Origin of the sequence: Pelagibacterium halotolerans B2, assembly GCF_000230555.1 — a bacterium.
GTDB classification, from domain to species: domain Bacteria; phylum Pseudomonadota; class Alphaproteobacteria; order Rhizobiales; family Devosiaceae; genus Pelagibacterium; species Pelagibacterium halotolerans.
This window is the reverse complement of the sequence record NC_016078.1, coordinates 775974-800254: the sequence shown is the minus strand read 5'-3', so window position 1 is coordinate 800254 and position 24281 is coordinate 775974. Positions and strand designations below refer to the sequence as shown.

Genomic DNA, 24281 nt, shown 5'->3' with positions numbered 1-24281 from the left:
CCATGTTTTCCATCTGCCCTCCCCTTGCCGATACCGCCGCCTGCCCCGACCGGGAATGGAGCCGGCATGCCCTAGCCATTCTTGAAGGCGACGCCCGCCGGTCGGCCGACACGCATCTGGTCAATCCCCTGTTTCCCGGCCTCGAAGGCGTTTCGGTCTATCTCAAGGATGAATCGACCCATCCGACCGGGAGCCTGAAACATCGGCTTGCGCGCTCACTGATCCTTTTCGGGATCGCAAACGGATGGATCGGCCGCCGGACAACATTGGTCGAGGCGTCTTCGGGGTCGACGGCGGTAAGCGAGGCCTATTTCGCACACCTGCTCGGCCTTCCTTTTGTCGCGGTCATGCCGCAAAGCACCAGCGAGCAGAAAATCGACGCCATCGTTCGGTATAACGGACGATGCCATTTCGTGGACTCGCCGGGTCAGGTCTATGCCGAAGCCGAGCGGCTGGCGCGCGAATGCGGGGGGCATTATCTCGACCAGTTCACCTATGCCGAACAGGCAACCGATTGGCGCGGCAACAACAACATTGCCGAAAGCATCTTCTCACAGATGGAAAAGGAACCTCATCCAATCCCCGCATGGGTGGTGATGAGTGCCGGCACCGGTGGCACTTCGGCAACGCTCGGCCGCTATATTCGCTACCGCAATCTAGCGACCCGGCTTTGTGTTGTGGATGTGGAGCATTCAGCATTCTACGACGCCTACTGCTCGAAAAGTCGGGACATCGTGTGCAACACGCCGTCCCGCATCGAAGGCGTGGGGCGCCCTCGCGTCGAGCCGTCCTTCATGCCGGGCGTCATCGACCACATGATCAAAATTCCCGACGCGGCGTCCATTGCCGCGATGCGGGTCCTGTCGGACCATCTGGGGCGGCGCGTGGGCGGTTCGACCGGCACCAATTTCTGGGCGCTGTGCTGGGTGGCCTCGCAGATGCGCGAAAAAGCCGAAAGCGGCTCTTTGGTATCAATCATCTGCGACAGCGGTGAGCGATATGCGTCGACATACTACAATGACGACTGGCTTTCCGAACACGAGATCGACATCGCCCCCTACGCCGGTGCGCTCAGGGACTTTCTGACGGGTCGCGGCACCCTCGAGGACCCGGCGGCCTAGGGAGCGTCAAAGAGAAACCGGCATCTACAGGATTGTTCGAGGGGTCGCCGACGATGCAAATATCGTATTGACAATCGCCTTAGTTAAACGTTTCATTCACGGATATCGGGAGATCGTCTCATGGCCCTACGGCGGGACCGCGCGCATTATCTGTTCCTGGCACCGGCCCTTGTCATCAGCCTGTCCATCGTGCTCGTTCCCGCGCTCCTGACCTTCGGGGCGGCTTTCACGCTCTGGGACGGCGTGTCGGCGCCGCACTTTACCGGTCTCTCCAATTTTTCGGCCATCGCCGCCGATCCGGTCTTGTGGATAGCCATCGGAAACAACATCCAGTGGACGCTGATTTTCCTGACCATACCAATGGCGATAGCGCTTGTTGCCGCTTCGGTGCTTCTGGGCCGCAGTCGCAGTGCCGCGGTGTTCCAGGTGATTTTTCTTCTGCCCTACGTGCTCTCGCCGGTTGCCAATGCGGTCATCTGGCAGAACATAATTTTCAGCCCGGTTTCCGGCGTCGTCTCTTTCATCTCGCGCACCCTCATTCCCCTGCAAAGCCCGCTCGCCAACCCCGACACGGCCCTTTATGCGGTGGCCGCGGTCGATATCTGGCATTTCTGGGGCTATCTCACCGTCATCTTTTTCGCCGCCATGCGGCAAACGCCGACGGACCAGCTCGAAGCAGCATTTCTCGAGGGCGCTAACGGATGGCAGGTGTTCCGCTTCGTTACGCTGCCCAACATCATGCCCACGCTGGGGCTGATGCTTGTGCTGGTGACGATCTTTTCGTTCCTCACCTTCGACTATGTCTATCTGATTACCCAGGGCGGCCCGGCGCGCGCCACCGAAATCCTTTCGACCTATGCCTACAAGTTCGCCTTCACCAGTTTCCAGGTGGGTAAGGCAGCGGCGGTGGCCCTCATCATGAGCTTTTTCGGGCTTTTGGCTTCCATCGCCTATGTGGCCCTGAGCAGATCGAGCATCGAGAGATAGATCATGGCCGACACCGTACGCCAATCGCCGCGACCGATCAGCCGCACCCTGGCCAATGCCTTTCTTGTCGGTGCAGTGCTCATTGCGGTCCTTCCGCTGCTGCTTGTGGCGGTCAATACATTCAAACCGCACGCGTCCATCGTGGCCAACCCGCTTAGCCTTCCAACGAGCTTTGATTTTTCCAACTTCGCGCGCGCCTGGCGCGGTGGCAATTTCGGTGTCGGCCTTGTCAACTCCCTGCTTTTGAGCGGCACGACGGTGGTGCTCACCCTGGTCTGCGCGTCCCTTGCTGCGGTCGCCCTCGCCCGCCAGCACATTGCCGGCTGGAAGCTTGTCACCATCTATTTCCTGTGTGCCACCACCGTACCGATCCAGCTTTTCCTTTTTCCGCTCTATTTCGTTTTCGCGCGGCTGGGCCTTGTGGGCAATTTCGCAGCGACAGGGGTGGTCCTGACCGCGATCAACCTGCCCGTCGCCATTTTCCTCTTGCGCGCCTATGTGATTTCCATTCCACGCGAGATCGACGACGCAGCGTTCATGGACGGTGCCAACTCGTGGCAGACGTTCCGATATATTCTGCTGCCGTTGATGCAGCCGGGGCTGATTACCGTTGCGATCATCGTTTTCCTCAATTCCTGGAATGAGTTCCTCATCACCTCGACCTTCCAGAAAGGGCGCGACAACGTCACGATGACGCTCGGCTATTTGTCGATGAACGGCACCTATGCGACCGATCAGGGGGCAATGATGGCAGGGGCCTTCATCCTGGTCGCGCCCATCGTCGTCTTTTTCCTCGTCATGCAACGCTATTTCGTTTCCGGCATGTCGGCCGGGGCAGTCAAAGGCTGATCCTGTCATGAACCAGTATTCCCCTTCCTCGCTCTCAACCGATGTCGTGAACCGCACCTATGCCGGCGTGCTCGGCAAGCTGATCGGGGTCTATCTGGGAAGGGCCGTCGAGGGCTGGTTCTATGAGGATATCGAAAAGACCTTCGGGGAAATCGATTATTATGTGAACCACAAGGTCAAGTGGCCGCTGATCGTGCCCGACGACGACATTTCGGGGACGTTTCTTTTCTATCGGGCGCTGGAGGACAACGGATATCCGACCGACATCTCCGCCAGGACGATCGGCGATACCTGGCTCAATTATATCATCGAAGACCGGACGGTGCTGTGGTGGGGCGGGTTGGGCCGGTCAACCGAACACACCGCTTATCTGCGGCTCAAATCCGGCATCGAAGCGCCCCAAAGCGGTTCGATCGCACACAATGGGGTGGGCATGGCCGAGCAGATCGGTGCGGAAATCTTCATCGACGCATGGGCGATGGTCAATCCCGGAGACCCCGAGCGCGCCGCCGCTATGGCGAGGGCCGCAGGCTCGGTCAGCCATGATGGCGTGGCCGTGGAAGCGGCATGTCTTCTGGCCGCCATGCAGGCCGCTGCTTATACAGAGCGCGATATCGACACCCTTCTCGATCTGGGGCTGCGCCATTCCCGGTCGGACGCGCTCAATGGCGTAATTTCCGACGTACGCGATCAATGCGCTAACGCCGGCGATGACTGGCGCGCCGTGCGCCGCTGGCTGGGCGCTCATCATGGCTATGAACGCTATCCGGGCAATTGCCCCATGGTGCCCAACCACGCGCTGTTGATCGCCTCTCTCCTGCTTGGCGGCGACGACGTTCAAAAGGGACTCAAGATCGCCGTATCGTCGGGGTGGGATACCGACTGCAATGCGGGCAATCTGGGTGCGCTCAACGGCATCCGGCTCGGGCTTGACGGGTTGAGCCAGGGTCCCGATTTTCGCGGCCCGGTGGCGGATCTCATGTATATTGTCGGTGCCGATGGCGGCGAATGCGTCACGGACGCGGTGATCGAAACACGGCGCGTGCTGCGGACAGCGGCGGCGTTGGCGGGGAAATCTCACAAAGCACCGACGAGCCGTTTTGCCTTTGAATTTCCTGGGTCGGTGCAGGGCTTCCAACGGTGCCCGCTGCATGAGGGTTTTCAGGCGATCACCAAAGTGGGCAACCTCAACGAAACCGGACCTGAGAACGGCCTTGATATCACCTATCACGCCCTTGCGCCCGGCGTGACCGGGACGATTTCGGTTCCGACATTCATAGACCCCAAACCGCGCGGGGTTTCTGACACCTCGTACTTCGAGGTCATAGCCAGCCCCTCGCTCTACGGTACGCAGACAGTGCGGGCGACGGTTCGGGGGTTCGGATCCGACAATCCGCGCTTTCGTTTTTTCATCCAGTATTTCGACGAGGCCGAGCAGCTCGCACGCATAGACGGCAATCCGTTCGTGATCGCGAAAGGCGACAATGAGCTGGTCTGGCCGGTTCCCGACACGGGAGGGCGCCCCATTCACAGGCTGGGGATCGAGCTTTCCTCGGAAAAGCGCCTGTCGGGCCGGGTCGGGCTGATCGACCTCGACTGGTCCGGAGCTCCCGACAATCTCGAATTCGGCACAGCCCGTGAATTGACCCCTGCCCTCACGCCCTGGGACGTGACGACGTTCTGGACCAAATCGTTCGTCAGTTCGGCCAAGCACTATGCGACCGACATCTACAACACCTTCACCCTGTCCCACCCGGACGCCGAAGGCGTCATAACGACCGGCACGCGCGACTGGACCGACTACACGGTGTCGTCCGAACTGGCTCTTGAATTGCACGATGCCGTGGGACTGGTGGCCAGGGCACGCGGCCACAAGCGCTATTACGCCGGAATCGTCCGCGACGGCGAAGTCCAGATCATAAAGCGCCGCGACAGGACCGAGACGGTGCTGGCGCGCGCGCCATTTGCGTTTCAGGCCAATGCCCGCAAACGGTTTGCGCTATCGGTCAAGGGCGAGACAATAGCTCTCGCCATCGACGGCCACGCACTGTTGAACGCCACCGATGCCGAGTATCTGTCGGGCGGTGCCGGATTTTTCATCGAAGGCGGCACCGTTCCGGCCCTCGGCTTTGCCGTCAGGCGTATCAAGGAGTAGCCCATGGAACGTCTGTCGCTAAAGGACGTCAAGAAGAACTTCGGGAGCACCGAAGTCATCAAATCGGTCAACCTGTCGGTGGACGACGGCGAGTTCGTCGTGTTCGTCGGTCCGTCGGGCTGCGGGAAATCCACACTGCTGCGCATGATCGCCGGGCTCGATCATGTCACCGATGGCACTATCGCGATCGATGGTGACGATGTGACGGGCATGCTGCCGCTCGATCGCGGCGTCGCCATGGTATTCCAATCCTATGCGCTTTATCCCCACATGAATGTCGCCGACAATATCGGCTTCGGGCTGCGCATCCAGGGAATGAAGAAGGCAGAGCGCGACGCCAAGGTCGCCGAAGCGGCCCGCACCCTGCAGCTCGAGCCCCTGCTGGCGCGCAAGCCCAAGGCGCTTTCGGGCGGGCAGCGTCAGCGTGTCGCAATCGGCCGCGCCATTGTCAAAAACCCCAAGATCTTCCTTTTCGATGAGCCGTTGTCCAATCTCGATGCGGAATTGCGCGTGCAGATGCGGCTCGAAATCGCCAGGCTGCACACCGAGTTGGGCGCCACGATGATCTATGTAACGCACGATCAGGTGGAGGCCATGACCTTGGCCGACAAGATCGTGGTGCTGCGAGACGGGCGAGTGGAGCAGGTTGGGCGTCCGATCGATCTCTATGAGGATCCCGACAACATGTTCGTCGCGGGATTTATCGGGTCACCGAAAATGAACTTCGTTTCAGGAACTGTCGTGGAGACCTCCGACGAGGGCATCAAGGTCAAGGTTCCCGAGATGGGCGATGTCCTGCTGACGGTCAGGCCGCGGGCCGAACATCGAGCAACGGGAAGCGGGGTCCGTGTCGGCTTCCGGCCAGAGCACTGCGCGATAACCGAGACAGGAATTGCCGCGACAGTGCGCGTCACCGAGCAGTTGGGCAATCTTTCCTATCTCTATCTCGACACCGCCGGCGGCGGTTCGCTGACTGTCGAGCAGCGCAGGCTGACAGCGCACCGGCCCGGCGCACAGGTGTTCGTGACGCCGGAAACCGACCATATCCTGGCCTTTGACTCCGAGGGTCGGCGAATTTAGCGCATGGCGCTTTGCGCCCCGGACTTGAATCGGCATAAGTTGAGATGATCGAGGATCGGGGGATCGATGACGGGCCAACCGAAACTGTCAAAAGCGGCGACGCTCAAAGACGTCGCGCGTGAGGCCGGGGTGTCGATTGCCGCGGCGTCCTATTCGCTCAATGGCGGCGGGACGATCGGTGACGAGGTTCGCGCCCGTGTGCGCGATGTTGCCCAGCGGCTCGGCTATCGCCCCAACCGGTCGGCGCAGTCGGTGCGAACCGGACGCAACACCACGCTGGGGCTACTCCTGCCCGATCTGCGCAATCCATACTTTCCGGCACTGGCGCAATCGATCGAGCATGCGGCGAGGCAAGCCGGTTACACGGTCATGCTGATCGACACGTCCGGGGTGGCCGATGACGAACTCGAGGGCATGCGCCACCTTGAGAGCCAGGGCGTTGCCGGCGCAATCTGGTGCCAGACCACAAGCGTCATGGATGCGCCAACGCGGCCCTTTGTGATGCCCGTGGTGATTATCGGGGTTCCGGACCTCATCTATGACAATGTGACCATCGAAGACCGGCAGGGCGGGCGCCAGCTGGCACACCACCTTTTGGCGCTGGGGCATCGCCGCTTCGGCATCCTCGCCGGAGCATCGGTGGCCGAGGGCAGGAACGAGCGCACCAATGGCTTTATCGAAGCACTTGAAGGCAAGGGCGAAATCGTCTGGCGCGAGCGGACACCGTTTTCGATCGACCTTCCGGATGCGGTGCGGGACCGAATGGCTCAGCGCGACGTGACGGCGCTGATGTGCGGCAATGACATGCTGGCTATCGGCGCGCTGCGAACGGCGCGGCAATTGGGAATCGACGTTCCCGGCGAAATGTCGGTGGCGGGTTTCGATGATATTCCCTGGGCCTCGATCGTTACGCCTGGGTTGACCACGGTCAAACAGCCGGTCGAGGAAATGGCTGCCGCTGCGTTGACGCTGCTGCTCGATCGACTGGCGGATCCGGCACGCCCTGTGCGCCATTTCAAGGTCGGCGTCAGCCTGGTTCAACGCGACAGCACGGCAGCAGCCCCGATTGGTCAGAGCCCCATGCCGGGCAGCCAGTAACGCTTTCCGGTTTCGGCACGCTTCTTGTCCATGCGGTTGAGGATCGCGCATCCCTTGAGCGCAACGTCGATGGCCGCGGTGTGCCCGGCGCCGTGGCTGAACTCGGCGCCCGTCACTATGTTGTCGGCCACCGAGCAGACCGACCCTCCCCGGAACCCATAAAGCGCGGCCAGCGTCACGACGGCGGCGGATTCACGATCGCCATTGAGCACACCGGCGCGGTTGTAGATTCCCATCATCTCTATGTTCCAGGGCTGGAGATAGCCACCCACCCCCGGACGCCCCACGCCGGCGAAATCGCTATCGACCGAGAGGGTAACGCCAACATGGTAATTGGCTCCCAACTCGTCGGCAGACTGGGCCATCGCCGCGACCACCTCATAGTGACTGGCGGCGGGAAAGGCCCTGTCGATATAGGCGCGGGTCATACCCTCTTCCCTGACCACGCCGCTGGAGACGACAATGTCTCCAGGCTTGACGTCCGTTCCGACACCGCCCGAGCCGCCAACACGCAGATAGGTGTGGGCGCCCGAGAACTCCATGAAGTCGTAAAGCAGCAGTTCGGCTTCCGACGAACCGCTGCCACCACTGACCACCGTGATGCGCGCACCCTCATAGGTGCCTGTGTAACTTGTGAACATTCGCGACTGGCCGATAAGTTCAGCACCTTCGAGCAGGCCCGAAATCTGATGTGCGGGATCGGCAAGATAATCGATCAGCGGGTCGCGCACGGTCACCAGGACGAAATCGCCCACCTTTTCAGGGTCGATCTGGGTCATGGCGGGCTTGCCATCCACCATCAGCCCCCGGTGGGGCACATTGTTCCAATAGGCATAGCGCTCTTGGATTGCCCTGAGCGCGGAGCGCCGCGCGACTTCGTCTCTCGACATCGAAACGTCCTCCCAATCCTACAATGCGGCGACATGGAAACCATCGGCGACGATGGTTCCCTTTTCGACGATGAACCCGGCGGCGCCGCTCGAAAAGCTGCTGTCCCGCGCCGTACCGGCAACAAGGCCATCGACGGCGAAGGTGATCTCGTCGCCTTTGACGGACAAATGCAGATCGCGCTTGCCTTCGGCGCCGATTGCGACGGACTGACGGGAGAGCACCAAGACCTCGTCGTCGAGCCGCTTGACGATGAGCGCTTCGCCGCCCTTGAGCATGGCGGCATAATATCGCCGATGGCCGCGTGAGCGGGCGACCAGCCCTGCCCCGTCGTTGATCGAATATTCGAGCGAGCTTTCGACTGAATAGTCGTTCCAGTCCCTGCTGCCGGTGGTGGCGACGCCATTTTCGAAAGGGTGGGAAAAACACAGCGTGTATTTGAAGTCCGGCGCGAAATGACGTGCGGACGACACCCAGGCCCGTGTCCAGAAGGGTGTCAGGTTCCATATCGACTTTACCAGCATACCCGAGATGTCGTAGGCCGCCGGGGCACCCGACCAGTCGATCGAGCGGATTGTCACTTCGCCATCGAAGCGGGTGTCGGAGCCAAACTCCACGCCCAGGCGGTAGAGCGGCAGGCCATTGGTCTGGGGCACGGTCCAATCGATATTGGCCGATGACGACCAATCACCCTCGATTCGCTCGATCTCGTCGTCACGGTTGTAGATAAGCGCATAGGGACGCGCCTTTACACCATCAGGCATATCGAGGTTCAAACTTACGGTCTGGCCTGGATAAAGGGTTGGGCTGGCAACCATGGCAAAGCTTGAGGATGCAGCAAACGGTTCGACGAAGACCGGGGTCGAAATTGCCCCGGCGACCCCCATTGAGAGGCCCTTGAGCGCAACGGTCAGCCCCTCTCCCCGAGGGTTTTGAAGATCGAGGGCGGCCTGGCGGCCCTCGTGCCGCGGGCAGAGCGCGAACCCTTGTGTCGCGCCGGGATACTCGAAAGCGTAACGCGGAAGCGGAGCGTGTTCCGGTTCGTCGTTAAGGGTGTCGGCCGCCGCAACGATCGCACGTGTTTGCTGCACCGCATCGGTGATGCCGGCGGCACCGTCGGCGGTGACCACATACATGAAATCGGAGACCGGGCCGCGCAGATCGGGTCCTTTGTCGAGCGCAGAAAGACCGAGGCGAATGCCGTTGAGGCACCCCACATTGCCCGCATTGCAATCTGTATCCCAGCCGGCGGTCGTGGCGATTTTGAGCGAGCGCGCAAAATCGTCGCCGGCCATGAGAAACGCCATAAGGACGATCAGATGGTTGGGCACCATGTGGCACGGCCCATCATAGTGATCGTAACCGTGATTGTCGGCGATCCAGGCGCGCACCGCATGCCAGTCGTCGGTTTTTTCGCATTGGGCGCGAAGCGCTTCGATGACCGAAAGCAGATGGCGGTCCGAAACATGGGATAGTCCCTTGTCGAGCAACGTGTCGACATTCGTTTCGGAAAAGGCCAGCGCTTCCATGGCGCCCAGCAGCACGGCGGCATCCAGTGCGATCCCGTCGTGGCTGACCGATGCCGCGGCTCGGACCATCTGGGCGGCACGGTCGGGATCGTTGGGCGAGGCCATGGCGAACCCGTCCATGAAGATCTGCGCCCCGATCTGAGCGGGAAGCCAAGGGCCGTTCAACTCGTGGCTTCCGGTCCGGGGCGCGGCAATTCCGTTCTTGAGATGGAGGTAGGCGGTGTGCTCGGTCGAGCGCCCCAGACCTCCCCACCAAAGGATCGTCTTTTCCTCGATTATGTAATTGAGCCAGGTCTTGCCGACCATTTGCGGATCGAGCACCTTGGGGTAGTCGAAGTCCTCAAGAGCGCGGAAAAAGCCGAACGTTCCCGAAATATCGTCATCGGGCAGCATTATGGGCAGCTTCATCCTGCCATTGACGAAATAGTCGACTTCTCCGTGTTCGGCCATGATGCGTTCATAGGACCATCCTTCCACCGGGCGGCCGTGATAAACGCCAATGATCTTGCCCAGAACGCCGGCGTAGATTTTTTCCTGTATCGCGCGGTCCATGGCCTACTCCAGCATCGTCTTCATGATGAGATCGAGGAAGCGGGAATAATCGGCGCTGTTGGCCACATCAATTTCCGGCAGGTGCATCCAACCGTGGTGATGGCGGAAATCGGCGACGGTCTGTCCCAGGGTCAGTTCCCCTTTGGTCTCGACGCCCACCCGGGCCTTGACGGTACCGATGAGCGTGGGATCGATGACAGCGGCAACGGCCATGGAGTCGATCAGGACACAGTAGGATTCGAACCCCCGACCCTGAACGAAGCGCACCATTTTTTCGGCGGCATGTGCTTCGGCGCGGTCGGACGATTTGAGCGCTGCGAGCTGTTCTTCGGAGAAATTGATGTCGAAATGGGTCGCAACATCCAGGCCCACGGCACGCAGTTTCACCCCCGACGCAAACACCTGCTGGGCGGCCTCGGGATCGACGTAAACGTTCCACTCGCTCTGCGGGGTGTCGCCGGTGGCATTGGCGAAAGCATATTTGTTGAGCCCGAACGAGCCGGCGATCGAGACCACTTCGGCGATCATCGGAACGATTTCCGGCGCCTTCATTATGGCCATTGCCAGATTGGTAAACGGTCCGAGCGTCACAATTGTCACTTCGCCGGGGTTGGCCTTGACCGTATCGATTATCAGATCGACACCGTGCGATCCGACCGGTTCGAGACCGGGGGCGGGAAGATGGATTTCGGCCTGACCGTCCGAGCCATGTGAAAACGGGTCCTTGGGCAAAGGCCGGGCCAGCGGCTTGCCCATGCCACGCGCCACGGGAATTTCACGGCTGTCGAGCAGTTCGAGCGTCTTGAGGGCATTGGCGGTGGTGACCTCGATGGGGTAGTTGCCCGCGACCGTGGAAATTCCCATTACGTCGACGGCCGGCGACTTGATGGCCAGCACGATGGCGAGCGTATCGTCCATGCCTGGATCGGTATCGATCAGAATTTTTTTCATGGCGCTACCGCTGCCTCCATTTCCTGCAAAAGTGTTTGAACGCGCTCCCGCGCCAGGTTTCGAACCGGTTGCGTGCCCGATTCGGGCGGACCGAACTGGCCGATGGCGAAACTGGCTGCCACGGTGCCCATGGCCGCGGCTTCGCGTTGCGAATACCCCAGTGCCAGGCCGATCATCGCGGCGCCTCCATAAGCGTTACCGCCCCCCGTCACGTCGACGGGATCGACCGGCAGGCTCGGCACGAACTGGGCGCCGCCCTGCCCCACGACCATGCTGCCGCGGGCACCCAGACGCAGAAAAACCGTCGCAACGGGCCAATCGGAAAGTCCGGCAATGATGTCCGCTTCGTCGCTGCTTCCAAAAATCGCGCTGGCTTCGGCATAGTTTATGGAGAGCGCGTCGACCCTTTCGAGACGGGATTCGATTGCCGTGCGGTTTTTTGGATCGCAGACGTCGAGAGCGATTTCCCAGAAGATCAACGGCCTTTGGGGAAAGACCATCGTGTCGATCCCATGCCAGAACGCGGCATCGAGATTACGGAAGATGTAAATGCTGCGCGCCCTGCCGATGAAGCGCGCAACGTCGGATGGGCGGGGCTCCAGGCGGGCGAAATGGGCAGCGCCATAGACCGGCGTTTCGGTGCGCGTGTGATCGTCGATGTAGCGCAGGACATTGCGCGGCGCATGCGCGTCGTCGAACCGCAGACCCTCTGTGGCCAGGCCGTTGCGTTCCATCCACGGAGCAAAGGTGTGGGGAAAGTCGGTTCCGGTCCCCGCCACCAGCATTGCCCGTTCGGAAAACAGGGCAGCACCGGCGAGCGCATACAGCCCCGCCCCGCCCGGAACGTTGGGCCGTTCGGTTCCGTCGGCAAAAATGAGATTGTCCATCAGCACGGCGCTGACGATCAGGTCGTCTCCGTCAGTCATTTGAACACTTGACGAAGAACTGGCGTTGGCGCGGGCCGTCGAATTCGTTGAAGAATATACCCTGCGAATGGCCGAGAAGCGGTTTGCCCTCGGTCACAATGAGGGTCAGGCTCACGCCAATCAGAACCGATTTTATATGACCGGCCGCATCCTGGGGTGTATCGAACTCGTGCTTGAAATCGATGCGGGTCGGCACGAGGCGGTTGATATCGTCATGGACGTCTTCGAGCCCCTTGGGGTCCCAGAACGAAGTAATCGACAGCCCGGCGGTGGTGTGGGGCAGGAAAACGACGCAAAGGCCCTCCTGCACGCCGCTGGCCGCCACCGCCTCGCGCACGGTTTCGGTGATCTCATAGGCTGCATTGGCGAGCGTCTTGAGCTTGTGGTTGGAAAGCGTCATGGCTGTGCCTCGAACATCGCGCTTTTCTGGACGGTGGAGGCGTCGGCGCTGTCGCTCCACGCCCCTTTGGAGCCGCGGCCGTAATCTTCTCCGTCGAGCGCCGCCATCCGGGCGGCGAAAAGGGCGACGGGGAGGCTCGTGAACAGCGGCGACCACAATTCGGAAATTTCGGGCAGTGGCGGCATATCTTCTCCGGTCCCGACAACCGCAAGATGGCGGCCGAGCCGGCGCATATACGTGCGCACCTCCTCGTTGCGGCTGGCGCTGCGACTCCCCTGGGGATCGATCATCAGCGTCGCGATCTCGCCTGGAGCGCGGTCGAAATAATTGAGATGGGTCCATTCCTCGACATCGCGCGCCAAAGCATGTCGACCGGCGGCTTCAAGCAGTTTGGCGGCGCCATATTCGGCCACCGCGAGGTTGGGTCCTCCGCCGACAAATTCGAAAAGACTTGCCTTCGACATCCTTTCGGCCAGGGCGGCAACCGGTACGTCCATCGCGGCGGTCAACGTCTCGAGATCGTCGAAATGGTCGGCCAGGCGACCGCGGAGCGCCTGGGCGTCGTCCATGAGGATGTTCATGCGGACCTCGCCGAAGCGAATGCCAAGCAGCAGCAAGCCGACGAACGCGAAGAGGTAGGGGCCGTATCCCGGCGCGCTGGGCAGGCCCGGCACCGGTGCGATCAGGACATGGTCGCAGATCCGGGCAAGACGTCCCTGAGGCGCCTTGGTGAGAGCGAGAACCGTCGCCCCGGCCTGCCGATAGAGTGTTGCGGCTTCGCACACGCGCGCCGCGCCGCCGGAATTGGAAATGGCGACGACCAGGGTGTTCTCCATGTCCGGCGCGCTCGAATAGGCGGCGTGATACCGTCCCGCTTCGAGCGGCGTACGGACCTCGACGGGGATACCCGAATGGGCCATCAGCGCCAGTTCGGCGGCCTTCGCGGCAAAATACGAGTCGCCGCTGCCGATCAGGACAATCCTGCGGGTGCGATAGACCAAGGGCGTCGGCACGGCCAGCCGGGCGTCGCGCTCGAAGTGTTCAAACCCGGCCTTTAGGCCGGCGGGCGTTGCGATGATCTGATCGCGCATTGGGTTGTCTGTCGACGGCATGGGAAGACTCCCGGGCCCTATCGGGCCCGATCACAAATTTCGGGGAGGAGCAGTGCAGGCGGCGGTTCCACAAGGCACCGCCGCCCGGTTCGGCCTACATTGAAGGCTGCGGCAGATCCTGGGTCAGCCCCTGTGCCATTTCATCGGCATAGGCGCTGGCAGCCTTGGCCAGCATATCTTGTGCCGTCATCCGGTCGAGCCAGACGGATTCGATATCTTCAAACATCACCTGGCTGGTGGCCGGCGGGAAGAAGGTACCGATCTTGAAGCCGAAGGTTCCAGCATCGACGGCGGCGGTCATATCGGCCATGGCGTCCAGAAACGAGGCGGTCAGGCCGGTAGCGTCTGGGTTGGTGGGAAACTCCCTGAGCGGGATGCCCCAATAGCCCGGCCATACGTCTGCCATGTCGGATGCGAATTCGGGCGAGAAGATGAGATCGAGAACGGCGGCCGCGCCGTCCTTAACGTCCGAATTGGCGTTGATCGACAGGGTGAAGGCCACGCCCAGATCGTAAATCGGATAGGGCAGGCTTTCATCCATCTGGGGGATTGGCGCGAAGGCGAAGTCGCCGGCCGCGTCACCCGTAAAGTAGTTGGTCGCCCACTGGAAGCCGATCGAGGGCGCAAAAAAGAACGGCGAGCGCTTCTGGCTGACAAGCGAAATGGACTCGTCAAAATTGAGCGAGAAATAGTCCGAACCGCCGAGATATCCGGCCTTGAACCAGCGCGCGGACTCTTCGATCGCCTTGATCATTTCCGCAGAATCCCAGCCTTCGCCCGTCGAAAGGATCTCATAGAACCGGGCGGGACCGACGACGTTATTGATGAAGATCGAGGCATAGTTCTCGTTCACCGGCTGCCAGCCCTTGTTGCCCGTCACCGAGGCATAGAGCCCGTCGGCAATGGCGGCATCCATGACCTGTTCGACTTCGGCCAGCGTGGTGGGAACCTCCCAGCCCTTCTCCTCGAGCAGGGCACGGTTGTAGAACATGCCGTCGGAAATCAGCGCCGGGGGCATGCAATAGAGGTGGTCGAGCTGGTAGCAGGTGTCGAGAACCGGCTCGAGCAGCCGATCATGCCAGCCATATTGTTCGGCATAAGCATCGAGCGGTTCGATGGCGCCGGCGCGGGCGAGCGGCGCGATGTAGGACGGGCCCGATGTATAGACCAGATCCGGCCCTTCCCCGGCCAGAACCGCGGTGCGGACGTCATTGTCAACGTCCTGAAGGAACTCGATCTGGAGTTCGTATTCATCCTGGGAAGCATTGAACGGCCCGACAAGCACCTCCTCGAAGGCGTCCTGAAGGTTCGGCGGCGCGCCCCAAAACCACAAGGTTACAGGCTCTGCCGCCATCGCGGCGGAGCCCAGGACCGCATACGCGGCGGTTCCAATCAATAGCAAACGCTTCATTTCAAACCCCTCTGTTGAAGACGAGAGCAGCAACACACTCACCGTGCAAAAGCACTTGCAACGGCTGTGAATAGGAGGTTAAACGTTTCATTAAACCCGTCAAGTCCCTTTTTGGGCTAATGGAGGAGCGATGGAACCTACAGCAATCCGCCTGCAGGCATCCTGGATCAATGACAGCGAATTTGTCGGCTACTTTGCGGCAATGGCAGACGGGCTTTATGCGGCGCGCGAGATCGTGGTTGAACACCTGCCCGGCCGCTCCGGCCTTGTGCCGGAAATGTCCCTTGTGGACGGCAGTGCCGATATTGCGCTCAGTTCGCCGGAGTCGGTAGTGGCCACAATGGCCCAAACCGGCGCCGATTTGCGCATAATCGGCGCCCAATTGCAGAAAAGCCCCCTTTCGCTTGTCAGCCCCGCGGCGGACCCGCTGGAAACGCTGAACGATCTCACTGGGCGTACAATCGGGGTCCCGCACGCCAACCGGCTTCTTTTGCAAAACCTGCTCGAACGGGCCGGCATCGAAGCGACCGTGATTGTCGATTACGACCACGACGTCGACCAATTGCCGAACGGACTTATCGACGGCTTTATAGACTTCCCCGTTGCGGCCACCTACCGATATGCGAAAAGTGGCTATGCCGCTCACGTCACCAACCTCTGGAATCTGGGCGCGACGCTTCCCAACAATGTGGTCGTGGTAGCGGCATCGGTTCTCGATACGCAAGGACCGGCGCTGCGGCGCTGGCTCGAGGCCAGCCGCCAGGGATGGAAAATCAACTCCGACGACCCCGATCTTTTGGTCGACAGGCTTTGGGCCCAGTACTTCGCTCCAGGCCTTTCCCTGGAACAGGAGCGTCACTCAAATCGCTATTTTCTTACCATGATGGGACAGCCCGACGCCTATATGAGCCTTGCCCCTGACGCGATCAGCAAGACCAACTCGGTTCTTCATGCGCTCTATCCAAACATGGCGCCCGCAATCGCCCGAATGTTCTGCCCATAATGGGCGGGCCCGGTATCGGCAATCAGGCAATCGCGGCGGGCCTCGTGGACGAGATCGTTGTCAGTATCGTGCCCGTGCTGTTCGGTGACGGATTACCGATGTTCTCCCGGTTGTCCGAGCCGGTGAGTCTAAAGCGTCTATCGATGGTCGATACCGGGGCCGCCACGCACCTTACCTATCGCGTGATAAAATGACTTTTCACGCCTGATTTATCTGGTTTTGACGCAAGTTCAGCGCCCGGCAATCTGATCGGCAAGGCGCTGGGCGGTGCCGAGCGCCAGAGTAAACCCCAGCGCCCCGTGACCGACATTGACCATGAGGTTATCGACCCGGGTGGGCCCGACAATCGGCTGGCCGGTCGGTGTGGCCGGGCGAAGTCCTGCCCAGAGTTTGGCGCTCTGCCAGTCGGCGGCATCGGGAAAATCGGCACGCGCGTCGGCGATCAGCTTGCCGGTGCGGCGAAAGTCGATATCGAGACCGTCCCCGACGATATCGGCCGCTCCGGCCAGCCGCAACGTATCGCCCAGACGCGCCAGAACGATCTTGCGGGCCGCATCGGTCACACTGACGCGGGGCGCCGCCGCCTCACGCGCGACGGGAACCGACAGGGAATAGCCCTTGATCGGATAGATCGGAAGGTCGAGCCCGACCTGTCGTCCCAATGGGCGTGAACCAACTCCTGCGGCGAGGATATACATGTCCGCCGATAGCCGGCCATGACCGGTCTGAAGGCCGTCGATCGTGCGCCCCCGCTTTATGAACCGGCTGACCTCGGTGTTGTAGAGAAATTGCGGAGGGTTCCCGCTTTCGGCCATCAGCCGCTCCATCTCGCGGCACATGAGCAGGGCGTCGGCCGTTTCGTCATCGGGCGCAAAAATGCCGCCGACCAGCCGATCGCCGATCGAGGCCAGCGCGGGTTCGAGTACCAGGCACTCATCGCGTCCGAGGGCCCGCTTGTCGGTGCCGCTGGCCACCTGACGGTCCGCATACCGCCGCGCCGATGCAAAGCTCTTTTCCGAGCTGTACACCACCAGCTTGCCGCTGGCCGTCCAGTTAAATTGCGCCGCCATGAGATCGGGCGAGTTGTGCAGGACCTTGCGACTCAGTTGCGCCAATTCGCCCAGACGGTCGATCGTTTCGTTTGCCTGGCGCTCGGTACACGCTGCAAGAAATTGCAGCAGCCAACGGTATTGGAACGGATCGAATCCTGCCCGGAACCGAACCGGAGAATCGCGATCAACAAGGAGACCGGGGAGTTGCCGCCACACCGAAGGGTCGGCAAGCGGGGCGACATAGGAATAGCTGAGCTGGGCACCATTGGCATAGCTCGAACTGAGCCCGGGCCCGGCGTTTCGGTCGATGACGGTCACGTCGTGTCCGTCGTTCACGAGGCATCGGGCCGTGGCCAACCCCACAATTCCCGCCCCGATGATGATGATTTTCATGAACCCGGTCTCGTCTGCTGCTGCGCGTTGGCCCCATGCTTCGCGCATCCCGGACCAGGGGCAAATTTCGCACCGAAACTTGCCCTTTGAAACATTTTTCTCCTTAATGCCCGTGTCCCGGAGGCGGACCTCAACACCATCGGGTCCGATCATAACCGGCGAGTTCAAAACACGGAAGGAAACGCAATGAATCGGAAGCTTTTCGGCCTCGTGGCCGCCACGGTTTTGGCGGGCACTGGCGCTGCTCAGGCCCAGGATCAGTTCGTCACCATCGGCACGGGGGGCGTCACCGGCGTCTATTATCCGGTGGGCGGCGCCATCTGCCGGCTGATGAACGAAACCCGCGCCGACCATGGTTTCCGCTGCTCGGTCGAATCCACCGCAGCCTCGGTTTACAACCTCAACGCCATCGGCACGGGCGAACTCACCTTTGGTGTCACCCAGACGGACGTGCTGTCCTATGCCGTCAATGGCGAGCAGGATTTCGCTGATGCCGGACCGCAGGAAGACCTGCGCGCCGTTTTCTCGCTCCACCCCGAGCCCTTTACTCTCGTGGCGCGTCCCGATGCGGGCATCGAGAGCTTCGAGGATCTTGCGGGTAAACGCGTCAATGTCGGCGCTCCCGGGTCGGGCACCCAGACTTCGATCGATATCATCCTCGAGTCGTTGGACATGAGCCGGGAGGATTTCGCCCTGGTTTCGGAACTGCGTCCTGACGAGCATGGCCCCGCGCTGTGCGACAACCAGATCGACGCGTTCTTCTATGCCGTCGGCCACCCCTCGGCCAATATCGCCGATCCGACGACGACTTGCGAAGCACAGATCGTGCCGATCACCGGCGAGGCTATTGACGGCATCATCGCAGATCGCCCGTTCTACGCGACCGCCACCATTCCGGGCGGCACCTACTCAAACAATGACGATGATGTGGAGACCTTCGGCGTTCTGGCCGCTCTCGCCGTCGGCGCCGACACGCCTGACGAGGCGGTTTATGCCCTGGTCAGCGCGGTGTTCGATAATTTCGACGCCTTCAAGGCTCTGCATCCGGCGCTCGCCAATCTCGAGCCCGAGAACATGATTGTCGACGGTCTCGAAGCCCCGCTGCATCCGGGTGCCGAGCAGTACTATAGCGAGCAGGGCTGGCTGTAATAACGCCTGACCTTCTCTCCGGGCGGCCCGTCATCAAGTGACGGGCCGCTCCCACTCCCCTCCTGCCGGCGGCCATTCCATGACACACGACAGCGACACCAAAGGACAAGAGGACCGGCCCGACCTTTCGGCGGCCACGCAACTGGTGGCAGAGGCCGATACCGGCGGGCGCAAGCCCGATGACGGCTTTTCGCGATGGCTCTTGCTGCTGGTGCCCCTGGCCTGGAGCCTGTTCCAGCTCTGGTACGCTTCGCCGCTCCCCTATTCGCTTCGCATCGGCGTCTTCAACGCCGGGGAAGCGCGGGCCATTCATCTCGCCTTTGCGCTGATTCTGGTGTTCACAGCCTATCCCGCGCTCAAATCATCGCCACGACACAAGATTCCGGTGCAGGACTGGCTGTTGGCGCTGCTCGGCGCGGGTTGCTCACTCTATCTGTTTGTCTTTCAGGATGCGCTGGCGGCGCGGCCGGGCCTGCCCACAACGCTCGATGTGGTCGTCGGAATCGCCGGGGTCGTGTTCCTTCTCGAAGCAGCGCGGCGCTCGCTCGGTCTGGCGCTTCCCATCGTCGCAATGCTGTTCCTGGTCTATGCGTTTTTCGGGCCGTATATGCCCGATCTTTTTGCCCATCGCGGCGCCTCGATTCCGCGCGCGGCAACGCAGTACTGGCTGACCACGGAAGGCGTTTTCGGCGTCGCGCTGGGTGTTTCGACCTCATTTGTCTTTTTGTTCGTGCTGTTTGGTTCCTTGCTGGAAAAGGCCGGAGCCGGAAACTACTTCATCAAGGTGGCCTTCGCGCTGCTCGGCCATTTCCGCGGCGGGCCGGCCAAGGCCGCCGTGCTCGGTTCGGGCGCGACGGGGCTGATCTCGGGTTCTTCGGTCGCCAATGTGGTTACCACCGGCACCTTCACAATTCCGTTGATGAAGCGTGTGGGCTACCCCCCGGTCAAGGCGGGCGCCATCGAGGTTTCGGCGTCGGTCAACGGTCAGATCATGCCCCCGGTCATGGGCGCGGCCGCCTTCCTGATCGCGGAATATGTCGGGATTTCCTACAGCCAGGTGGTCCAACACGCCATCATCCCTGCGCTGCTGACCTATATTTCGCTGTTCTACGTGGTCGATATCGAGGCGCGCAAAGCCAACCTCAAGGGTCTGCCGCGCGAATCCCATCGTTCGGGCCTTATGAGCGCCGCCCTGTTCGGCATGACCGCCGCCGGCTTTGTGATTTTCTGCTGGCTGATCGGCGTTGGACTGGGCTGGACGCGCGACGTCTTCGGGGCCGGCGCGAGCTGGGCGGCGGGCCTTGGCGCGCTGGCGATCTATGTCGGCTCGGTCGCCATCCGGTCGCGCTTCCCCGATCTGGAACTCGACGATCCCAGCAACCCCGACGTCGTCCTGCCCGACACGGCCAAAGTCGCGCCGACGGGCATTCACTACCTGATGCCGGTCTTCATTCTGGTCTGGTGCCTGATGGTCGAGGAACTGTCTCCGGGCCTGTCGGCATTTTATGGCACCACGGCCCTTATCTTTTTGGTCGTCACCCAGAAGCCGCTCATCGCGCTGTTTCGGGGCGCGGGAAATCTGGCCGGGCAGTTCCGCGACGGGCTCAATGATCTTTTGGACGGGCTGGTCACCGGTGCGCGCAACATGATCGGCATCGCCATCGCCACGGCGGCGGCGGGGATCATCGTGGGCACGGTCTCGCTGACCGGCGTAGGGCTGGTGCTGACAGAAATCGTCATTGCGATCTCGGCGGGCAATCTCATCATCATGCTGCTGCTGACGGCGCTGATCTGCATGATCCTGGGCCTGGGCATGCCGACGACTGCGAACTATGTGGTCGTTGCAACGCTGATCGCGCCGGTGATCGTGGACGTCGCCACACTTAACGGGGTCGCCGTGGCGCTGGTCGCGGTGCATCTCTATGTCTTCTATTTCGGCCTGATGGCGGACGTTACGCCGCCGGTGGGGCTTGCATCCTTTGCCGCCTCGGCGATCAGCCGCGCCGATCCGGTCAAGACAGGCGTACAGGCCTTCCGCTATGAAATGCGCACGGCCATCCTGCCATTGCTGTTCATTTTCAACCACCAATTGCTGCTGATCGGTATCGATAACTGGTTCCAACTGGTGCTGATCGTGGGCGCAGCCCTGATCGGTATGTTCATGTTCGTTTCGGTCACCCAGCAGATCTTCATCACGCGCAGCCGCATATGGGAGTCGGCAATGCTGCTGGTAGCGGCGGCCATGCTGTTTCAGCCGGGCTGGTTCATGGACAAGATCGTGCCCGAATACACCTCGGTTCCCGGAAATCAGGTGCTCGAACTGGCCGAGCAGGTGCCCGAAGACGGCTTTCTGCGTGTCGAGGTCAGCGGTGCCGACATCATAACCGGCATCGAAGAGACGCGCGTGATGCGGCTTCCCATGGGCGAACCCGCATCCGGAGCGGAGCGGCTGGCGGCTGTCGGCGTGCAGGTTACGCCGGTCGGCGACGCGGTGCAGGTGCTGGGCACCGGCTTTGGCAGCCAGGCCGAAAGGCTGGGGATCTCAGCCGGCCAGACCATCAGCCGTGTCTTTGTCCGGGATCCCAACAGCCCGGCCAACGAGCTGACCTATATTCCGGCACTCCTGCTGATCGGGCTCGTTGCCGCCCTGCAATGGCGTCGCCGCAATTGGGACCAACCCGGCATGCCGAAGCGCCAGACGCAGCCCGCCTGACGGAACCGCGCCAGCGGCCCTCCTCGTCAGGCCCCGGCGAGCTGGCCGAGGATAGGACAGTCGGGCCGGTCGTCGCCCGAGCAGCAATGGACGAGGTGCTTGAGGGTGCCCGCCATTTCCTGGAGCTCGGTGATCTTGCGCTCAAGGTCGGCGATGTGGTTGGTGGCGATGGCCCTGACGTCGGCGCTGGCGCGGGACTTGTCCTGCCAGAGGCCCAGAAGCGCCGCGGTTTCATCCATGGAAAAGCCCAGCTTGCGGGCCCGCTTGATGAAGCGCAGCGTGTGAATATCGTCGGTGCCATAGACGCGGTAATTGCTTTCGGTCCGGTCGGCCGGAGTGATGAGGTCGATGGATTCGTAATAGCGGATCATCTTGGCCGTCACGCCCGACGCCTTTGCAGCTTGTCCGATGTTCATGGCGTTGGGCTCCTGTTTTCAACGGTCAGCGGGGAACGATAGGCTCGCAGGCGCAGGGCGTTGGTGACGACGCAGACGCTCGAGAGTGCCATGGCGCCCGCGGCAAGCATGGGCGAGAGCAGAATGCCAAACGCGGGAAAAAGCACGCCGGCGGCAACCGGGATCAGCAGCGCATTATAGCCGAAGGCCCAGCCGAGATTTTGCCGGATATTGGCCATGGTGGCCCGCGAAATGGCGATGGCTTGCACCGCCGCGCGCACGTCGCCGCCCACCAGCACCACGCCGGCGCTTTCGATGGCCACATCGGTGCCCGTGCCGATGGCGATACCGACATCGGCAGCCGCCAGTGCGGGCGCGTCGTTGATACCGTCGCCGACGAAGGCGAGCTTTCGGCCATCTGCCTTGAGCTTTTCGATGGCCGCGACCTTGCCTTCGGGCAGCACTTCGGCCACCACATGATCGATGCCGAGCTGGTCCGCGATGGCGCGTGCCGTGTGCGTATTGTCCCCGGTTATCATTGCGACCTGAAGACCCAGCGCGTGCAGATGGGCAATGGTTTCGGCGCTTGTGGGCTTGATGGGATCGGCCACCGCGACAATCGCGGCCAGTCTTCCATCGATAGCGGCGAAAAGCGGGCTTTTGCCTTGATGGCCCAGTCTCTCGATGTCGGGCGTAAACGCGGCGATATCGATACCGAGACGCTCCATGTAGCGATCCGCGCCGACCTCGACACGGTGTCCTGAAACGTCGGCAACGACGCCGAAGCCGGGTACCGAGTCGAAACCCGCAATCTCGGGCAGGACCAAGTCCCGGTCACGGGCCGCCGCAACGATAGCCTGGCCGATCGGATGCTCGGAGTTGGCCTCAACCGCCGCAATCAGCGAAAGCACCTCGCCGTCCTCGAACCCGTCGGCCACGATCATATCGGTCAGTTCGGGAGCGCCTTTGGTCAGTGTCCCGGTCTTGTCGAAGGCGACGATGCCGACGGACTGGAGAAGCTGCAGCGCCTCGCCCTTGCGGAACAAAACCCCCAGCTCTGCCGCCCTTCCCGTCCCGACCATGATCGATGTCGGGGTGGCCAGCCCCATAGCGCAGGGGCAGGCGATGATCAGCACCGCGACGGCATTGACCAGCGCGAAGGTATAAGCCGGATCGGGACCGAAAACGGCCCAGACGATGAAGGTCAGCGCCGCGATGACCATGACGGCTGGCACGAACCATGCGGTCACCTGATCCACCAGCGCCTGAATGGGCAATTTGGAGCCCTGTGCCTGTTCGACCAGCCTTATGATCTGGGCGAGCATCGTATCGCCGCCGATTTTGGTGACTTCGAACCGGAAGCTGCCGGTGGTGTTGATCGTGCCGCCGATCACGGCGTCACCCTCGGCCTTGGCGACCGGCACCGGCTCGCCCGAAATCATCGCCTCGTCGACAAAGGAGGATCCCTCGGTCACCGTCCCGTCGACCGGGATTTTCTCGCCGGGCCGGATGATGACGATATCGCCGACATTGACGTCATCAAGCGCGATTTCGATGGTCTCACCGCCACGCAGCACGCGGGCCGATTTGGCCTGCAGGCCAACCAGCCGCTTTATGGCGTCACTGGTGCGCCCCTTGGCGCGGGCTTCGAGCAGGCGGCCAACCAGAATGAGCGTAACGATGACCGCCGCTGCTTCGAAATAGATGTTGCGCGCCGTATCGGGCAGGAGGTGCGGGGCGAAGGTCACGACGCTCGAATAGAGATATGCCGCGCCAGCCCCGAGGGCCACGAGCGAATTCATGTCGGGAGTGCGCCGGAAAAGCGCCGGAACACCTTTGACAAAAAACCGGCGGCCCGGGCCGAACAGCACAGCGCTGGCCAGGATGAAATAGGCCGGATAGAGCCACCCTGTGGGCACTGTTTGCATCAGCCATTGATGGAAAGGCGTATAAAAATGACTGCCCATCTCCAGAACGAACAATGGAAGGGTGAGGATTGCGGAAATGACGACGTCGCGCTGCAGCGCGCCGATTTCATCGGCCTTTGCCTGTTCGCGGGTTTGGGTGTGCTGATCGGAGAGGCGATGAGGCGTGTAGCCGGCCCCCGTGATCGCCGCTTCCGCCGCGGCAAGACCGGCCTCGCCGCCCACGACATCGAGCGTTGCCCTTTCGGTCGCCAGATTGACCGATACCGAGACGATTCCGGGCGCAGCCACCAGCGCGTCCTCGACTCGCTTGACGCAAGAGGCGCAACTCATGCCCTCAATGCCGATTTCCAGCGTTTCAACCGGCAGTTCGTAGCCTGCGTCCGTGATGGCCGCACGCAAGGCAGCGGCATCGAAGTCGGGTGCCGGACTGATGACCAGTGTTTCATTGGCAAAATTGGCATGCGCTTGGACGACGCCCGGCAATTTTGCGGCTGCCGTTTCAACGCGCTTGACGCAGGACGCGCAGCTCATCCCCTCGACGGGAAAAATCAACGTGGCCGATTGGCGTGAAACTGGGGCGTTCATGGCG

The 24281-nt window shown here is 61.7% G+C and carries 20 protein-coding genes; 10 read left to right on the top strand and 10 right to left on the bottom strand.

Features of this window, described 5'->3' with window-relative positions; translation table 11 throughout:
• Positions 1 to 2 precede the first annotated feature (2 nt).
• The 6 genes from KKY_RS04000 (at position 3) to KKY_RS03975 (ending at position 7290) form a co-directional block, all read left to right on the top strand.
• A complete protein-coding gene (locus tag KKY_RS04000) occupies positions 3 to 1121 on the top strand; it encodes a PLP-dependent cysteine synthase family protein (protein ID WP_014130020.1) in 1119 nt (372 codons plus the stop codon).
• Between the two features lie 120 nt (positions 1122 to 1241).
• A complete protein-coding gene (locus tag KKY_RS03995; RefSeq protein WP_014130019.1) occupies positions 1242 to 2108 on the top strand; it encodes a carbohydrate ABC transporter permease in 867 nt (288 codons plus the stop codon).
• 3 nt (positions 2109 to 2111) lie between these two features.
• Positions 2112 to 2957 carry a carbohydrate ABC transporter permease gene (locus KKY_RS03990; RefSeq protein ID WP_014130018.1) on the top strand — a complete coding sequence of 282 codons (846 nt, stop codon included), beginning with the start codon at positions 2112 to 2114 and terminating at the stop codon, positions 2955 to 2957.
• 7 nt (positions 2958 to 2964) lie between these two features.
• Positions 2965 to 5112, top strand: a complete 2148-nt coding sequence (locus KKY_RS03985; protein WP_014130017.1) for an ADP-ribosylglycohydrolase family protein — start codon at positions 2965 to 2967, stop codon at positions 5110 to 5112.
• A 3-nt stretch (positions 5113 to 5115) separates the two neighbouring features.
• Complete coding sequence (locus tag KKY_RS03980; protein ID WP_014130016.1) at positions 5116 to 6192, top strand: ABC transporter ATP-binding protein; 1077 nt, start codon at positions 5116 to 5118, stop codon at positions 6190 to 6192.
• Between the two features lie 66 nt (positions 6193 to 6258).
• A complete protein-coding gene (locus KKY_RS03975) occupies positions 6259 to 7290 on the top strand; it encodes a LacI family DNA-binding transcriptional regulator (RefSeq protein ID WP_014130015.1) in 1032 nt (343 codons plus the stop codon).
• On the opposite strand, the gene KKY_RS03970 is transcribed toward KKY_RS03975, so the two are convergent.
• From KKY_RS03970 to KKY_RS03940, 7 genes are all read right to left on the bottom strand, one after another.
• Complete coding sequence (locus KKY_RS03970) at positions 7263 to 8180, bottom strand: nucleoside phosphorylase (RefSeq protein WP_014130014.1); 918 nt, start codon at positions 8178 to 8180, stop codon at positions 7263 to 7265. The genes KKY_RS03975 and KKY_RS03970 overlap by 28 nt on opposite strands.
• 18 nt (positions 8181 to 8198) lie before the next feature.
• Positions 8199 to 10259 carry an ADP-ribosylglycohydrolase family protein gene (locus tag KKY_RS03965; RefSeq protein ID WP_014130013.1) on the bottom strand — a complete coding sequence of 687 codons (2061 nt, stop codon included), beginning with the start codon at positions 10257 to 10259 and terminating at the stop codon, positions 8199 to 8201.
• Between the two features lie 3 nt (positions 10260 to 10262).
• Positions 10263 to 11210, bottom strand: a complete 948-nt coding sequence (locus KKY_RS03960) for a nucleoside hydrolase (protein WP_014130012.1) — start codon at positions 11208 to 11210, stop codon at positions 10263 to 10265.
• Positions 11207 to 12136 carry a carbohydrate kinase family protein gene (locus KKY_RS03955; protein ID WP_014130011.1) on the bottom strand — a complete coding sequence of 310 codons (930 nt, stop codon included), beginning with the start codon at positions 12134 to 12136 and terminating at the stop codon, positions 11207 to 11209. Before KKY_RS03955 ends, KKY_RS03960 begins: the two co-directional genes overlap by 4 nt.
• A complete protein-coding gene (locus KKY_RS03950) occupies positions 12129 to 12536 on the bottom strand; it encodes a secondary thiamine-phosphate synthase enzyme YjbQ (RefSeq protein WP_014130010.1) in 408 nt (135 codons plus the stop codon). Before KKY_RS03950 ends, KKY_RS03955 begins: the two co-directional genes overlap by 8 nt.
• On the bottom strand, positions 12533 to 13648 hold the full coding sequence (locus KKY_RS03945; RefSeq protein ID WP_014130009.1) for an SIS domain-containing protein: 1116 nt from the start codon (positions 13646 to 13648) through the stop codon (positions 12533 to 12535). Before KKY_RS03945 ends, KKY_RS03950 begins: the two co-directional genes overlap by 4 nt.
• A 94-nt stretch (positions 13649 to 13742) precedes the next feature.
• Positions 13743 to 15059 carry an ABC transporter substrate-binding protein gene (locus tag KKY_RS03940; RefSeq protein ID WP_050811643.1) on the bottom strand — a complete coding sequence of 439 codons (1317 nt, stop codon included), beginning with the start codon at positions 15057 to 15059 and terminating at the stop codon, positions 13743 to 13745.
• 130 nt (positions 15060 to 15189) lie between these two features.
• On the opposite strand from KKY_RS03940, the gene KKY_RS03935 reads away from it, so the two are divergent.
• The gene (locus KKY_RS03935) at positions 15190 to 16062 is read left to right on the top strand and encodes an ABC transporter substrate-binding protein (RefSeq protein ID WP_014130007.1); all 873 of its coding nucleotides are present in this window, start codon (positions 15190 to 15192) and stop codon (positions 16060 to 16062) included.
• A complete protein-coding gene (locus tag KKY_RS03930) occupies positions 16062 to 16256 on the top strand; it encodes a dihydrofolate reductase family protein (RefSeq protein ID WP_014130006.1) in 195 nt (64 codons plus the stop codon). Before KKY_RS03935 ends, KKY_RS03930 begins: the two co-directional genes overlap by 1 nt.
• A 36-nt stretch (positions 16257 to 16292) precedes the next feature.
• On the opposite strand, the gene KKY_RS03925 is transcribed toward KKY_RS03930, so the two are convergent.
• The gene (locus tag KKY_RS03925) at positions 16293 to 17507 is read right to left on the bottom strand and encodes a D-amino acid dehydrogenase (protein ID WP_041529069.1); all 1215 of its coding nucleotides are present in this window, start codon (positions 17505 to 17507) and stop codon (positions 16293 to 16295) included.
• Positions 17508 to 17693: 186 nt separating this feature from the next.
• On the opposite strand from KKY_RS03925, the gene KKY_RS03920 reads away from it, so the two are divergent.
• Both KKY_RS03920 and KKY_RS03915 read left to right on the top strand, forming a co-directional pair.
• Positions 17694 to 18656, top strand: coding sequence for a TAXI family TRAP transporter solute-binding subunit (locus KKY_RS03920; protein WP_014130004.1), 963 nt, complete (start codon positions 17694 to 17696; stop codon positions 18654 to 18656).
• 79 nt (positions 18657 to 18735) lie between these two features.
• Complete coding sequence (locus KKY_RS03915; protein WP_014130003.1) at positions 18736 to 21369, top strand: TRAP transporter permease; 2634 nt, start codon at positions 18736 to 18738, stop codon at positions 21367 to 21369.
• A 26-nt stretch (positions 21370 to 21395) separates the two neighbouring features.
• Here the strand turns inward: KKY_RS03915 and cueR are convergent, their stop codons facing one another.
• Positions 21396 to 21785 carry a Cu(I)-responsive transcriptional regulator gene (cueR, locus tag KKY_RS03910; RefSeq protein WP_014130002.1) on the bottom strand — a complete coding sequence of 130 codons (390 nt, stop codon included), beginning with the start codon at positions 21783 to 21785 and terminating at the stop codon, positions 21396 to 21398.
• Positions 21782 to 24277, bottom strand: a complete 2496-nt coding sequence (locus tag KKY_RS03905; protein WP_014130001.1) for a heavy metal translocating P-type ATPase — start codon at positions 24275 to 24277, stop codon at positions 21782 to 21784. The genes cueR and KKY_RS03905 overlap by 4 nt, the downstream gene beginning before the upstream one ends.
• Positions 24278 to 24281 lie beyond the last annotated feature (4 nt).

Bases quoted from the DNA above. Each gene is read 5' to 3' on its own strand.
- KKY_RS03995 (WP_014130019.1), top strand. From the start codon at position 1,242: ATGGCCCTACGGCGGGACCGCGCGCATTATCTGTTCCTGGCACCGGCC.
- KKY_RS03990 (WP_014130018.1), top strand. From the start codon at position 2,112: ATGGCCGACACCGTACGCCAATCGCCGCGACCGATCAGCCGCACCCTG.
- KKY_RS03950 (WP_014130010.1), bottom strand. From the start codon at position 12,536: ATGACGCTTTCCAACCACAAGCTCAAGACGCTCGCCAATGCAGCCTAT.
- KKY_RS03970 (WP_014130014.1), bottom strand. From the start codon at position 8,180: ATGTCGAGAGACGAAGTCGCGCGGCGCTCCGCGCTCAGGGCAATCCAA.
- KKY_RS03925 (WP_041529069.1), bottom strand. From the start codon at position 17,507: ATGAAAATCATCATCATCGGGGCGGGAATTGTGGGGTTGGCCACGGCC.
- KKY_RS03905 (WP_014130001.1), bottom strand. From the start codon at position 24,277: ATGAACGCCCCAGTTTCACGCCAATCGGCCACGTTGATTTTTCCCGTC.
- KKY_RS03980 (WP_014130016.1), top strand. From the start codon at position 5,116: ATGGAACGTCTGTCGCTAAAGGACGTCAAGAAGAACTTCGGGAGCACC.
- KKY_RS03960 (WP_014130012.1), bottom strand. From the start codon at position 11,210: ATGAAAAAAATTCTGATCGATACCGATCCAGGCATGGACGATACGCTC.
- KKY_RS03955 (WP_014130011.1), bottom strand. From the start codon at position 12,136: ATGACTGACGGAGACGACCTGATCGTCAGCGCCGTGCTGATGGACAAT.
- KKY_RS03930 (WP_014130006.1), top strand. From the start codon at position 16,062: ATGGGCGGGCCCGGTATCGGCAATCAGGCAATCGCGGCGGGCCTCGTG.
- KKY_RS03935 (WP_014130007.1), top strand. From the start codon at position 15,190: ATGGAACCTACAGCAATCCGCCTGCAGGCATCCTGGATCAATGACAGC.
- KKY_RS03920 (WP_014130004.1), top strand. From the start codon at position 17,694: ATGAATCGGAAGCTTTTCGGCCTCGTGGCCGCCACGGTTTTGGCGGGC.
- KKY_RS03945 (WP_014130009.1), bottom strand. From the start codon at position 13,648: ATGCCGTCGACAGACAACCCAATGCGCGATCAGATCATCGCAACGCCC.
- KKY_RS03965 (WP_014130013.1), bottom strand. From the start codon at position 10,259: ATGGACCGCGCGATACAGGAAAAAATCTACGCCGGCGTTCTGGGCAAG.
- KKY_RS03915 (WP_014130003.1), top strand. From the start codon at position 18,736: ATGACACACGACAGCGACACCAAAGGACAAGAGGACCGGCCCGACCTT.
- KKY_RS03940 (WP_050811643.1), bottom strand. From the start codon at position 15,059: ATGAAGCGTTTGCTATTGATTGGAACCGCCGCGTATGCGGTCCTGGGC.
- KKY_RS04000 (WP_014130020.1), top strand. From the start codon at position 3: ATGTTTTCCATCTGCCCTCCCCTTGCCGATACCGCCGCCTGCCCCGAC.
- KKY_RS03975 (WP_014130015.1), top strand. From the start codon at position 6,259: ATGACGGGCCAACCGAAACTGTCAAAAGCGGCGACGCTCAAAGACGTC.
- cueR (WP_014130002.1), bottom strand. From the start codon at position 21,785: ATGAACATCGGACAAGCTGCAAAGGCGTCGGGCGTGACGGCCAAGATG.
- KKY_RS03985 (WP_014130017.1), top strand. From the start codon at position 2,965: ATGAACCAGTATTCCCCTTCCTCGCTCTCAACCGATGTCGTGAACCGC.